We start from the raw sequence: 13,969 nt of genomic DNA on the forward strand, positions 1-13,969 counted from the left end.
CTAACATAAGATAATTTAAATGATTAGTTGGAGAAAGCATTATAGACAAACGTTGATCGCAATAGGCTTATTGTTATCAACCAGTGCTTCAATTTACGGGCAAGACGGCGATCCAAAGAATGGTGAGAAACTTTTCAAAGCAAATTGTACTGCATGTCACGCACTAGACAAACAAGTTGTAGGACCGCCTCTGAAGGGTGTTGTAGAACGAGTAAAGACAGAAGGCGGTGTAGACAAAGATTGGCTTCATAAGTGGATCAAGGACAACAAGGCTCTGAGAGCTTCTGGAGACAAATACGCCAATGAGATTTTCGAAAAATACAATAAGACTGAGATGCAGGTCTTTCCTAATCTTACGGATAAGGATATTGATGACATCTTAGCTTATACAACTAATCCTCCGGCACCGGAACCAGCAAAGACTGACGATGCAAAAGCAACATCAGCAGGCAGTGCGGCAGCTCCTGCAAGCACCACTACAACAAACGTTGTAATTATTTCACTTATAGCGATTGCAGGTTTATTGGTTTGGATCTTAATGAAACTAAGACAATTAGTAAAATTAGGACAATCTGAAGATCTTGCGGGGCTTAACGAATCAAGAGTTCGTTCTTTCAGTGAAATCTACCAGAAATATCATTACGTAGGTAAGGGATTAATTGCAATCCTTGCTCTGTTGGCAACTTATGGAATTTGGAACTGGATCATGTGGATCGGGGTTTACAAAGGATATAAGCCGGAACAGCCTATTTATTTCTCACATAAAATCCACGCTGGAGAACAGAAGATTGACTGTCAACTTTGTCACTCTAGTGCTAAATACGGTAAAGTATCTGAGATCCCATCAATGAACGTATGTATGAACTGCCACAGAACAATTTCTGAATACAACGCAGAACACTACATGGAGCCTGGAAAAGACAAGGCATTCTACGATGGAGAAATCCAGAAAATCTATGCCGCTACAGGTTGGGACCCTGAAAAACAACAGTACACAGGAAAAACCCAGCCGGTTGAATGGACAAGAATCCACAACATGCCGGACTTCGTATACTTCAACCACTCACAACACGTTGTAGCAGGTGAGCAGGCGATCATCAATTCTTTCAACAAAAAGAATCCTAACAACAAAATTGATGTTGTATGTAAAGCTTGTCACGGAAAAATTGACACAATGAATGTTGTTCAGATGGCTAATGACTTCACAATGGGATGGTGTATCGAATGTCACAGAACTACTGAAGTTGATATGAACAACGGTTATAATAAAGAATACTTCAAGAATCTACATGACAAGTTGAAAAAACAATACCCTAAAGATGGTGGTAAGATTACTGTAGATGCAATTGGAGGTCTTGAGTGTGGTAAATGTCATTATTAATAACTAAAAATTAGAAGTATCAAATGGCTTCAAACAAAATACAATTTAGAAGTATTCACGAACTTAAAGATCCAGCTTTAAACAATAAGCTGGCTCAGAAAGAGTTCCAGGAAGAAATTCCTGTAGAAGATTTCCTTGGAGATGCGGAACAAAACGGTTCCGGAACTTCAAGAAGAGATTTCTTAAAATTATTAGGTTTCTCTACTGCAGCAGTAACATTAGCTGCTTGTGAAGCTCCGGTAATTAAGACGATTCCTTACGTGGTAAAACCACACGACATTATTCCAGGGATCCCGAATTATTATGCTTCAACATATTTCGACGGGTTTGATTTTGCCAGTGTTTTAGTAAAAACACGTGAAGGTAGACCTATCAAAATTGAGCCGAATCCAGCTGCCGGTGATTTAGGTAAAACTAACGCAAGAGCTCAGGCAAGTGTACTTTCTCTATATGATAACGATAAAGTAAAACAACCTAAGTTTGAAGGTAAAGACGAAACTTTCGATAAAGTAGACAGTTTTGTAATCAAAGGATTGGAGGAAGCTAAAGCTGCAGGTAAAAGAATCGTATTATTATCACATTCTTTTGCTTCACCTACTTTCAAAAAATTATTTGCTGAATTTAAAGCAAAATATCCTACAGCTGAATTAGTAACTTATGATGCTTTCCCTTATGCAGCAGCTTTAGATGCAGCTCAGGAAGTTTTCGGAACAAGAGCATTGCCGGTTTATGATCTTAAAGGAACTGAATTGGTAGTTGCTTTCCAGGCTGATTTCTTAGGAGATTATAATGGCGGAGGTTTAGAATCTTCTTACGCAGCAGCAAGAAAGCCGGGAGCAAACATGATGAGACACATCCAAGTGGAATCAAACATGTCTCTTACGGGTGCTAATGCTGACTCAAGAGTTAGATTAAAACCAAGCCTTGTAAACAAAACTTTGGTTGAAGTTTACAACGCAATCGTTGGTGGTGGTACTTCAGATAAGACTGCTTCTGAAATTGCAAAAGAACTTCAGGCAAAAGGCAGCAAAGCTGTTGTTTTCGCAGACGGTTCTAAAGGTGCTCAGGTTTTAGCTCATTTAATTAACCAAAAATTAGGATCAGTTGCTTTCACTGGTAAGGCTAACTTCCTAAAAGATTTCGATAAAGCAAGATTCCAGGAATTCCTTGGATGGGTAAATGCAGGTCAGGTTGGTGTTTTAATTGCAAACAACGTAGACCCTATTTATTCTTACCACAAAGGAGAAGATTTCAAAAAATCTTTAGAAAAAGTTCCTTATGTAATCGCTGTTGCCGATAAGAAAAATGAAATGTACAAAGCAGCGAAGGCTGTAATTCCTGTAGCTAACTGGCTGGAATCTTGGGGTGATATTGAGCCTCAGACAGGTGTATATTCATTAATGCAGCCTACAATCCAGAAAATCTACAAATCAAGACAGATTGAAGAATCTCTATTGGTTTGGAAGAATGGTAAAAACAATGCTGCAAACAATTATTATGACTATTTAAAAGCTAGTGCTTCTTCTATTTTAGGAGGAACTTCTTTCAACAAAGCTTTATATAACGGTATCAATGTTTCTTCAAATGCAACGACATTGTCTTACGCAGGAGGAAATGCAGCTCAGGCTGTTGCTGAAGTAAGCGGTTTCAAAGCTTCTGATTTAGAATTGGTATTATACACTAAGACTTCAATGGGAGACGGAACTCAGGCAAACAATCCTTGGTTGCAGGAATTACCGGATCCTATCACAAGAATGTCTTGGGATAATTATCTGACAATGTCTCCTAAAGATGCAGAAAGATTAGGTATTGAAAACGATCTTAATGCAAGAATGCAGTTGGATGGTTCTATCGTAAATCTTACTGTAAATGGGGTAACAATAAAAGATGTTCCTGTATTCGTTCAACCAGGACAAGCTGAAGGATCTGTAGGTCTTGCGCTTGGATATGGTAAGAAAAACTCAGGAGCTACAGCTGATACAGGTGTAAATGCTTATCCTTTATTTGATGGTTCTAACTTAGCTTTATCTAATGTTAAAATCGAAAAAACAGGAGAAGATCATGAATTTGCAGGTATCCAGCTTCAGAATACATTAATGGGACGTTATGAAATTGCTAAGGAAGTTCCTTTGGCTGATTTCTTAAATGTAGCATTTGATGACGAACATGATGGATGGAATAAGCCTTTGGAATATCATACAATCAGCGGTGCTCTTCCGGCAAGAAAGATTGACCTTTGGGATTCTTTCGATGATACGGACGGGCCTCACTTCAATATGTCTATCGATCTTAACTCTTGTACAGGCTGTGGATCTTGTATCATCGCATGTCAGGCAGAAAACAACGTTCCTGTTGTAGGTAAAGAAGAGATCAGAATGTCCAGAGATATGTATTGGTTAAGAATTGACCGTTACTATTCTTCAAGACAGAAGGTAGAAGTTTATGAAGGATTAAAAGAAGGAATGGCTGTACCAGAATTGTACGGTACTGCATTCGGAGACGGAGGTGCATTGAACCACCCGGCTGATAATCCTGATGTGATCTTCCAACCGGTAATGTGTCAGCACTGTAACCACGCTCCTTGTGAAACGGTATGTCCGGTAGCGGCTACTTCACATGGTAAGCAAGGTCAAAACCACATGGCATACAACAGATGTATCGGTACAAGATATTGTGCAAACAACTGTCCTTACAAAGTAAGACGTTTCAACTGGTTTACGTATAACCTTAATGACAAGTTCGATTTCAATATGAATAACGACCTTGGAAGAATGGTGCTGAATCCGGATGTAGTGGTAAGAACAAGAGGGGTAATGGAGAAATGTTCATTATGTATCCAAATGACTCAAACTACTATTCTTGAGGCTAAGAAAGAGAATAGAGTGGTAAAAGACGGAGAATTCCAGACAGCTTGTTCAAAAGCTTGTACTACTGGATCTATCCAGTTCGGGGACATGAATGACAAGGCATCTGAAGTCAGAAAATTATATGCTGGCAACAGAAGATATTATTTACTGGAAGAGATCGGAACCAAGCCAAACGTGTTCTATCACACTAAAGTAAGAAACAGAGTAGAAAAATAAAGTTTAAATAATAAATAGGTAAAAAATGTCAGGACATTACGAAGCTCCGATAAGGGAACCTCTAATTATTGGTCACAAAACTTATCACGATATCACAGAAGATATCGCACGACCTATCGAAGAAAGAGCAGGCAAATTATGGTGGATTTCATTGTATGCAGCCTTAGTTCTATTCATCTATGGATTCGGGTGTATCGCTTATACTATCGGAACAGGTATTGGAGCATGGGGACTTAACAGAACTATTAACTGGGGATGGGATATTACTAACTTCGTATGGTGGGTTGGTATCGGTCACGCCGGAACCCTAATCTCAGCGGTATTATTATTATTTAGACAGAGATGGAGAATGTCTGTAAACAGATCTGCGGAAGCGATGACCATCTTCGCCGTAGTACAGGCAGCGATCTTCCCGGTAATCCACATGGGTAGAGTTTGGGTAGGATATTGGGTTTTCCCTTTACCAAACCAGTTCGGTTCTCTTTGGGGGAACTTCAACTCTCCTCTACTTTGGGACGTATTCGCGATCTCTACGTATTTCTCAGTATCAACAGTATTCTGGTTCATGGGACTAATTCCTGACTTTGCAATGATCAGAGACAGAGCAAAAACTCCTTGGACTAAGAAAATTTATACATTCCTTGCATTCGGTTGGGGTGGTAAAGCAAAACACTGGCAAAGATTCGAAGAACTTTCTTTGGTTCTTGCAGGTTTGGCAACTCCACTTGTATTCTCAGTACACACTACCGTATCTTTTGACTTCGCAACTTCGGTTATTAAAGGATGGCACTCTACAATCTACCCTCCTTACTTCGTTGCCGGTGCGATCTTCTCAGGATTTGCAATGGTACAAACACTATTGTTGGTTGCAAGAAAAGTATGTCACTTAGAAGACTATATTACAATGTATCATATCGAAATCATGAACATCGTAATTATCTTAACAGGTGGTATGGTAACTGTAGCTTATGCAACCGAATATTTCATCGGATGGTATTCCGGATCAAGATTTGAAGACTTTACTTATCTTTCTCCTGGTGCTGCTGTTGGACCTTACTGGTGGGCTTTCTGGTCACTAATTATCTGTAACCTTGTAGTTCCTGCTTCTTTCTGGTTCAAGAGACTAAGAACGAATATTATCTGGACTTTCATTGTTGCATTAATTATCAACATCGGTATGTGGTTTGAGCGTTTTGATATCATCGTTATCAACCTTTCCAGAGACTATTTACCAGGATCTTGGACAATGTTTAAGCCAACGATTATTGATGTGGGTGTATACTTAGGAACAATCGGATTCTTCTCTGTATTATTCTTATTATACGCAAGAACATTCCCTGTAATTGCACAGGCCGAATTAAAATCGATTTTGAAAATCTCAGGTGAAACTTATAAAGCAAAAGAAGGAGATGAGCACCACTAAAATTGTATACGGACTTTATGCTGACGACGACGATTTAATGAACGGCGTTAAAGCATTCAACGATAAAGGAATCGCAATAAACGAAGTATATACTCCGTTTCCGGTTCACGGACTAGATAAGGCTTTAGGTTTAAAGAAAACCAGAATCTCTGATGCTGCTTTTCTCTACGCTCTTTATGGTGTTACTATCGGTGCTACTGTAACCTGGTATGTAATGAATCATGACTGGCCACAAAATATCGGTGGTAAACCAGCATTCGATTGGGCACACAATATGCCGGCATTCGTAGTACCAATGTTCGAGCTTATGGTATTCTGTGCCGCTCACATGATGTCATTGACTTTCTTGGTAAGAAACAAAATGTATCCTGGAGCACCTGCACAAAACCCGGATCCGAGAACAACAGATGATAAATTCATGATGGAATTCGTAACGGAGGATGTAGAATCTGTAAAGCAGTTGCTAATAGAAACTGGAGTTGAAGAAATAACTGTTAAAGATGCTTAAAATGAAAAAGAATGTATTAAGAATTACAGCGGTTTTAGGGTTAACAACAGTTTTACTTAACTCTTGCGGACCGAAAGAAAATACACCATTAGTATATTTCCCTGATATGTATTTCCCGGTAGCTTATGATCCATTGATGAAAGCTCAGGATGCATATTCAGATCACGAAAACGAAATTCCTGCTTTTGCTAACAACAGTTTTGCAACAGGTCTTTCCCCTGTAGAAGGATCAGTAGCTCAAAATAAAGACGGTATTTTCGAAGAAGGATTACTTCCGAAAAATGTAGACGAATACAATGCAGGATATGATGCATCAAAATCAGTAACAGCTTCACCTTTAAATCCGGCTAACGCTGAAAAGGATATTGAAAGAGGAAAAATGTTATTCGATCGTACATGTGCTGCTTGTCACGGTGTAGGAGGAGATGGACAAGGACCAATTGTACAGTCAGGAGCTTTCTCAGGTGTACCGAATTATGCTGATAGAGAACTTACTGTAGGATCTGTTCATTATGTATTAACAAACGGTAGAAACGCGATGGGATCTTATGCGGGACAACTTAACGCTGGAGACAGATGGAGAGTTGCCATGTATGTAATGAACGCATTCAAGAAAGGAGCGGCGGCACCTGCTGCAGCTGCACCGGCAACAACAGGAGCAACACCTGCACCAGCAGCGGATGCAAAGACAGAAACTACCGAAACTAAAAAATAAGAAAAGAAATGTATAGTTTTTCACCAAAATTAAAATCAACTTCTATAATCCTTCTTGTTGTAGGTTTAGTTCTATTTGGTATCGGTTTCTTTATGAATAAAGGGATTTCTACAGAACAAATTGAACATATGATGGAGGCTGTTCATGCTTCCGGTCATACTGCTCCTACGCATTCTAGTGAAATGGTAGGACCTCAGGATCACACTGCTCACTTAGAGCATGCTACACTTCAGGTTCACAACCAGCCTTTAGCGGCAATACATTTTGTAGCTGTATTTTTCTTTGGAGTAAGTTGTGCTGTATTGTTTTTTTACTGTATTCAGCATGCAGCCCACGCAGGTTGGCCAATTATTATTACAAGAGTAATGGAAGCTATTGCTTCTTATATTCCATACGGAGGGGCTATTTTGATCATTTTAATGCTTCTGAATATCTTCCACCAGGGACACCTTTTCCACTGGATGGATCCGGATTTGACAGACCCTAACTCTGCTCATTTTGACGTGATCTTATTCGAAAAGAAAAGATTCTTAAATATTCCTTTCTATGCAATCAGAACTTTCATCTATGTTTTAGGTGCATCTTTCTTCGCATGGAAGCTTAAAGCTCAATCTAAAAAAGTAGACGATACCAAGTCTGATAAAGTAGAATATCAAATGCTTTACAGATGGGCAGTAGGATATATTGCATTCTTCGGATTTGCTTCTGCAGCTTGGGCTTGGGATTGGTTGATGTCTATTGACCCTCACTGGTATTCTACAATGTATATCTGGTATTCAATGGTTAGCTGCCTTTCAAGCGGAATCGCTGTTATCATTCTTTTAAGTGTTTATTTAAAGAAAAATGGATTCTTACCACAGTTCAATGACAATCACTTGCATGATTTAGGAGTATTCCTTTTCGCTACAAGTATGCTTTGGACGTATACGTGGTTCGCTCAGTTCATGTTATATTGGTACGCGAACGTTCCGGAAGAGGTTAATTATTTCTTTGGAAGATTCCAGCACTACTCTCCTACGTTCTTACCGATGCTGATTGTAAACTTCTTATTACCATTATTGGTTTTAGTAAGCAGCAGCATCAAGAGAAACTACAAAGTGGTTACAACAATGGCAGTAGTTGTTATTTTAGGACACCTTTTAGATTACTTCAACATGGTAATGCCGGGAACGGTAGGTCCATACTGGAAAACTCCTGAAGTATTCATCTTAATCTTAGGAGCAGTTCTATTTGTAGTTGGATTGTTTATGTTTACAGTGCTTTCAGCATTATCGAAACTTAAGCTTATCCCTACAGGGAACCCTTACCTACACGAATCTGAAATTTATGAGTATCCTTTCTAAGGAATTTGTAACAAGATAAAAATAAAAAAGACTGATTGTAATAATCAGTCTTTTTTTTGCAAAATATTAACCATTGTAACAAATTGGTTTAAAAACCAACCTATTAAGAAATACAAATTTATGTTCCTATTACAATTAAAAAACGATTTCGTTAATTTTATTTCTTTTATTAAAAGACCAAATGATTTTCAGCTAGAGATTCCAGCAAGAAGGAAATTTTCAATGATTTTTAATTTTTTGATTATTGAGACAATATTTACTTTTTTGGTTGTCTTTCCGATACTATTTCTTGTTAAAAAACTAATTTCGACTAAAAGTTTAAATCCAGATGATCTCAATATCCCCGACACCTTATTATTTAGATTTCTCTTAGCTGTTGTAGCAGCTCCTATTGCAGAGGAGTTACTTTTAAGATATCCTCTGAGGTATAATATTCTTTTTTCAAAATTAATAACGCGTGAAAAATGGAACAGAATTTTTCCATTTCTAGTGTATTTTCTTTCCTCAATATTTGGATTACTGCATTTGACTAATTATGCTAATGATTCCTGGAAGTTTTATGCGTTATTACCATTAATTCTAATCTCACAAATATGTGGTGGCTTTATTCTCAGCTATATCAGAATTAGATTAAATATTTTTTACAGCATATTGTACCACTGCATTTGGAATGCTTCGTTTGCCATTGTACTACCGTTTTTAACTATTACTTTTAATGATCCATATACATATTCAGGGAAGCATTATGATATCAAAATCCAAGAACAAGCCTTCTTTAATGAAAACAAACCTAAAACTTTAAAATTAAATGAAGCAGGTGAGAAAATTTATACATTAGATGCACAGCAGTATCAGCTGCAAAAAATCTCAGATACAATCTATGGAAAAGGGAAATACATAGCTGATGAAGAGGCTTGGATAAATATAAGTTTTAAATCTGAAAGAGGTGTTACCAAAGAAGAATTCAGGAAAATTTTACAAGAAGAATATACAATAGAAAAACCCATAGAATAAAAAATCAATTAAACATAAGTAAAATAAATACTATGAAAAAAAACTATTTAATGTTATTTTTTGTGCTGATGCTTAGCTTCATTAATGCACAAACCATTACTTTTATTTCCGAAAGAACAAACAAACCCCTTCCAAAAGTTTCAGTTTTTGGAAAAGACGGAAGCATTGTGGCGTATTCTGATATCGATGGAAAAATTGATAAACAGGTATTGAAGCCGGACCAGGAAAAATTTAAGTTGGTTCATAACAATCTTACCGTCGCTACACTTTCTTATGCAGACTTCAATCAAGACGTGATTAAAATAATTGATAATGTAAAAGATATCGAAACCGTTGTCATTAAAAATAATAAACCTGCAAAATACATTTTTGTGAAAGGTAATTTCAATTCTTATGTTACCGTAAATAACAAGTTGAGCAGTTTTACAGATGGAATAATCACCTATATTTTTGACAATAAAACTAAAAAATTAAAAACTTCCCGTATCGAGCAGTATAGAGTATTCAAATTAGAAAATCTATCAGAAGACAGAAAAAAAACGGATTCCTGGGACTACGATACTTTTCTAGAAATTCCGGAAATGGATGATGTTGGAAATATACTGAAATACAAAGAAGATAAAAGATCAAAATTCACAGAATTAAAAGGAGACCGTAAAGATGAAGTTGAGATCACAGGAGAAGCCCTTCAGAAAAAAGAATTTGCATTATTCGGTTACAGATTCTTTGATTTCAAAAGTATTTTAAATATCGCTTATGAAAAAAATTCTAAAAAAACGTTGAAAGACCTTTTAGAGTATAATAAAATTGTTTTTCTGCATTTTAAACATAAAAGTGAACCAGATTATAATGCCATTACGGTTTATGGTAATTTTTATCCCACTGAAATAAGTTTTAAAAACGAAAATAATTTAGAAAAAATAAAACTTGATACCAATTCCAGCTATTACACAACAGAATACTGGAAAGACCCGGAATATCAGAATATGCAGAATATTTTTAGCTCGTTTTTCGGAGCAGATCTAAAAGAGCAACAAAATAAAAAATAAAACCGTCTATTAATAAAGGTTTTATTATTTTTGTGGTAAACCGAATTAAAATGAAAAAGTTTTCTTTTCTACTCGTTTTCAGCTTATTGCTTTTCACAGCATGTAAGAAGGACCATGTAGATGCTACGAATACTAAAACTTTACAGTCGAGTATCAATGATATGACGGCCAGTCTTCCGACCATTAAACAAATTAAGTTTAATGAAGCTCTTTATATTTTAAAAACTTTTGGCGTGGAGGCAGATGGCGATGTTGCGGAACTAAAAGCCCTCGGACAACTGATCAACGGGAAAAAAGTACCTGAAATCATGTCTATGGCAGATCAGGTGGCTCAGAAAAACGGCATTGAATGGGCCAGTACAGCGCCACCGTCTTTAGGAGAAATGAATATCTTTGGAGATGACAAGGCAAAAGAAAGTGACCCGAATGATGTAAAAGCAAACTCCTTGAGCGTTATTACAAGACCTACAGGAGACGATGGGGCGGGAGCACCAACGGCCATTCAAATTGTACCGAGATTAGTTGACAATGCAGGAAAACCAATCGCATTCACCGGCGCCGGCCTGGAAACGACACTCGAAGTTTTCAGTAATGGTGTAAAACTTTCAACAGCGAAAAATTTAATGCAGGATAACAATTTTAAAGGATTTAATTTAAAATTCTCATCCATTCCCGCAGCTAAAGTGGTAGACAATAAAATTGACATCACCGTTTCCGTAAAAACAACGGCAAAAACTTTTAAAATGACGAAAATCGGTTTGGATGTAAATTCATCATTACTGAAAGTTCCTGCTGTACCAAAAGTAGATTCAACTGCGGTAAACCAAGATCCTGCGGTAATTGATCCAAATAATCCGGGCGCTACAACTCCTCCAACAACGGATCCTAATGCGGCACCTACAACAACTCCGGCAACTCCTAAACAACCTGCTTCAGACCCTAAAAGTACAGTAACAGGCTTTTTAAATAATGTAAGCTCTCAAAACTTAAAAGCAGCCTTTAACGCTTCAAGCAATCCAAGCTGGGGAAATTATGAATCTTTCTCAAACCCAACTTCAGGATTCGGATCTGTAAAGAATGTAAGCGTAAAAAATATTACTACCAATGCTACAACTCCAAATGTGGCGAGTGTAAATGCAACATATGACGTAACGGATAAAAGCGGAAAAACAACTTCCTTAAAAGCAACCTTCGGACTGAAAAATGTAAACGGAGAATGGAAAATTTCCAGCTATAAAATCAATCCTTAGGATGGCTTCACAAGAATTAATTAAGAGATTAGAAGAAACAATTGAAAATATTTCTGATTTTCCGATTCCGGGAATTCAGTTCAAAGACATCTCCCCTATTTTCTTAGACCCAAAACTGTATGAAGATGTGATCGCAGATCTTGTTGAATTCAGTAAAGGAAAAGTGGATGCTGTTTGCGGAATTGAAAGTCGAGGCTATCTTTTCGGGATTGCTATTGCTGTTGCCCTCGAAGTTCCGTTTATTTTAATAAGAAAAGCCGGGAAACTTCCTCCACCCGTTGTTTCAGAAAAATACGACCTGGAATACGGAAGTGCAGAAATTGAAACCCGCGAAGGACAGATAAAACCCGGACAGAAAGTGCTGATCCATGACGATCTTCTAGCAACAGGCGGAACAACAGAAGCCGCTGCAAAACTGGTTGAAAAACAAGGTGCAACAGTTGCCCAATTCAGTTTCTTAATTGGCTTAAAAGAATTGAACGGACAGGAAAAATTAAAGAAATTCAACGCAGAAGTTTATCATATTCTAGAATATTAAACTTTTCATTTAAAAATAAGATGCTTCGACTTTGCTCAGCATGACACATTTAAACAATCTATTATTAATAGTATTATATGTCACGCTGAGCAAAGTCGAAGCCATCTTTTTCAATAAATACACGATTCACCTTTAACAATTTACTCTATTTATTCAAATAAAATCAATAATACACACAAAGTATTTTGTAAATCATTCAGAAACAATTAAATTTGCAATTCAATTTTTAAGAATTTATGGCAAAACTTACAAAGAATGCTCAGAATGAGCAAGAAGGTAAAGAAACAGTGGAGTTTTTTAAAGATCTTGACAGAGAGGCTTTAAACACAGAAAGATTCCTTGAAAAATATTCAAAACCGCTAGGTATTGTTTTTGGAGTGCTTATTTTAGGTGTTCTGGGATTCTTCGGTTACAAACAATTCGTTGTGGCTCCTAAAAATACTGAAGCTGTAAAAAGTTTCCTTGCTGCTCAGAAAAACCTTACTGAAGGTAAAGAAAAAGAGGCATTAGGAGGAAAATCTGCTGCAAATCCAGGTTTCTTAGGAACTTATAATGAATATTCAGGAACTGATGTTGGTAAGCTTTCTGCTTATAATGCTGGTATTTTGAAGTTTAAAGAAGGAAAATTCCAGGAAGCGTACGATCTTTTGGATAATTTTTCATCTGACAACAAAACGCTGATGGCCATGAAATTTGGCGCAATGGCTGATGCAAAATCTGGTCTTAATAAAAATGATGAGGCTTTGCAATTGTTGGACAAAGCTGCTTCTGCAACTGATGATCCTTATACAACTTATTATTTTACAAGAAAAGCTGGTATTTTGGCTTTAGGATTAAACAAAAAACCGGAAGCTAAAAAATATTTTGCAACAATTGACGAAAAATATCAGGACTACGACAACGGAATGTCTGATTCTTATATTGAAATGACTAAATATTACTAAACAATGGCAACAGTTAATCTTTCTGATTACAAGCCACTTAATATAACAAATGCCGATGAATTTTCTATCGGCATTGTTTTTTCTGAGTGGAATGATTTTGTAACCTATAATCTTCGTGATGCAGCTCTGGAAATTCTTCAAAAAGAAGGAGTAAAATCTGAAAATATTAAACTTTTTCCGGTTCCGGGAGCTTTTGAACTAAACTATGCAAGCATGCAGCTCTGCAAGGAGCGTAAATATGATGCTGTAATCTCAATCGGGTGTGTGATTCGTGGAGAAACGCCACATTTCGATTATGTCTGCTCGGCCGTTGCTCAGGGCATTAAAGATTGTAATATCATGACGGATACCCCTACCATTTTCTGCGTATTGACAGATGATACAAAGGAACAATCTATCGCAAGAAGCGGAGGTGATCTTGGAAATAAGGGTGTAGAAGCTGCGGTAACAGCTTTAAGGATGATAGATTTTAAGAAAAATCTTGCCGGTAAAAAAGGAAATATCGGTTTCGGGCATTCTTAGTTTTAACACTTTTTAATTAAAATTTAAAATACAAGAGCTATTAAAAGATGGCTCTTTTTTTCATTTAAGTCCAATTTTGTGATGATTTTTCCGATATGTGATTTTCTTAATATTTTTTTAAATATTTATAAAATTTCTAATTAATAACAGCTTTTTGTTTTTATTATTAAACAAATCAGCATAAAAGTTATCTTTGCAG

At 36.8% G+C, this 13,969-nt stretch carries 12 protein-coding genes; all 12 read left to right on the forward strand.

Translation table 11 applies throughout. The features are described from left to right. Window positions 1-19 precede the first annotated feature (19 nt). The 12 genes from ATE47_RS16330 (at window position 20) to ribH (ending at window position 13,770) form a co-directional block, all read left to right on the forward strand. A complete protein-coding gene (locus ATE47_RS16330) occupies window positions 20-1,381 on the forward strand; it encodes a c-type cytochrome (protein WP_062162956.1) in 1,362 nt (453 codons plus the stop codon). A gap of 23 nt (window positions 1,382-1,404) precedes the next feature. Continuing rightward, on the forward strand, window positions 1,405-4,464 hold the full coding sequence (locus tag ATE47_RS16335; protein WP_062162957.1) for a TAT-variant-translocated molybdopterin oxidoreductase: 3,060 nt from the start codon (window positions 1,405-1,407) through the stop codon (window positions 4,462-4,464). Window positions 4,465-4,489: 25 nt separating this feature from the next. Next, window positions 4,490-5,887 (forward strand): NrfD/PsrC family molybdoenzyme membrane anchor subunit, encoded by a 1,398-nt coding sequence (gene nrfD, locus ATE47_RS16340; protein WP_027381049.1) that lies wholly within the window; start codon window positions 4,490-4,492, stop codon window positions 5,885-5,887. Further along, a complete protein-coding gene (locus ATE47_RS16345) occupies window positions 5,874-6,395 on the forward strand; it encodes a DUF3341 domain-containing protein (RefSeq protein ID WP_047376185.1) in 522 nt (173 codons plus the stop codon). The genes nrfD and ATE47_RS16345 overlap by 14 nt, the downstream gene beginning before the upstream one ends. Beyond that, window positions 6,388-7,110 carry a c-type cytochrome gene (locus ATE47_RS16350; RefSeq protein WP_062162958.1) on the forward strand — a complete coding sequence of 241 codons (723 nt, stop codon included), beginning with the start codon at window positions 6,388-6,390 and terminating at the stop codon, window positions 7,108-7,110. Before ATE47_RS16345 ends, ATE47_RS16350 begins: the two co-directional genes overlap by 8 nt. Window positions 7,111-7,118: 8 nt before the next feature. Continuing rightward, entirely contained in the window at window positions 7,119-8,453 is a 1,335-nt protein-coding gene (locus ATE47_RS16355; protein ID WP_062162959.1) for a hypothetical protein, read from the forward strand. Between the two features lie 120 nt (window positions 8,454-8,573). Next, on the forward strand, window positions 8,574-9,467 hold the full coding sequence (locus ATE47_RS16360; protein WP_062162960.1) for a CPBP family intramembrane glutamic endopeptidase: 894 nt from the start codon (window positions 8,574-8,576) through the stop codon (window positions 9,465-9,467). A 32-nt stretch (window positions 9,468-9,499) separates the two neighbouring features. After that, window positions 9,500-10,516, forward strand: a complete 1,017-nt coding sequence (locus tag ATE47_RS16365; protein ID WP_062162961.1) for a hypothetical protein — start codon at window positions 9,500-9,502, stop codon at window positions 10,514-10,516. Window positions 10,517-10,566: 50 nt separating this feature from the next. Next, window positions 10,567-11,766 carry an NTF2-like N-terminal transpeptidase gene (locus ATE47_RS19310; RefSeq protein ID WP_062162962.1) on the forward strand — a complete coding sequence of 400 codons (1,200 nt, stop codon included), beginning with the start codon at window positions 10,567-10,569 and terminating at the stop codon, window positions 11,764-11,766. Between the two features lies 1 nt (window position 11,767). After that, window positions 11,768-12,304, forward strand: coding sequence for an adenine phosphoribosyltransferase (locus ATE47_RS16375; protein ID WP_062162963.1), 537 nt, complete (start codon window positions 11,768-11,770; stop codon window positions 12,302-12,304). Window positions 12,305-12,540: 236 nt separating this feature from the next. After that, window positions 12,541-13,248 (forward strand): hypothetical protein, encoded by a 708-nt coding sequence (locus ATE47_RS16380; RefSeq protein ID WP_062162964.1) that lies wholly within the window; start codon window positions 12,541-12,543, stop codon window positions 13,246-13,248. 3 nt (window positions 13,249-13,251) lie between these two features. Continuing rightward, window positions 13,252-13,770, forward strand: coding sequence for a 6,7-dimethyl-8-ribityllumazine synthase (ribH, locus tag ATE47_RS16385; RefSeq protein ID WP_062162965.1), 519 nt, complete (start codon window positions 13,252-13,254; stop codon window positions 13,768-13,770). The last annotated feature ends 199 nt before the right edge of the window (window positions 13,771-13,969 follow it).

The organism is Chryseobacterium sp. IHB B 17019 (assembly GCF_001456155.1).
Classification (GTDB): Bacteria; Bacteroidota; Bacteroidia; order Flavobacteriales; family Weeksellaceae; genus Chryseobacterium.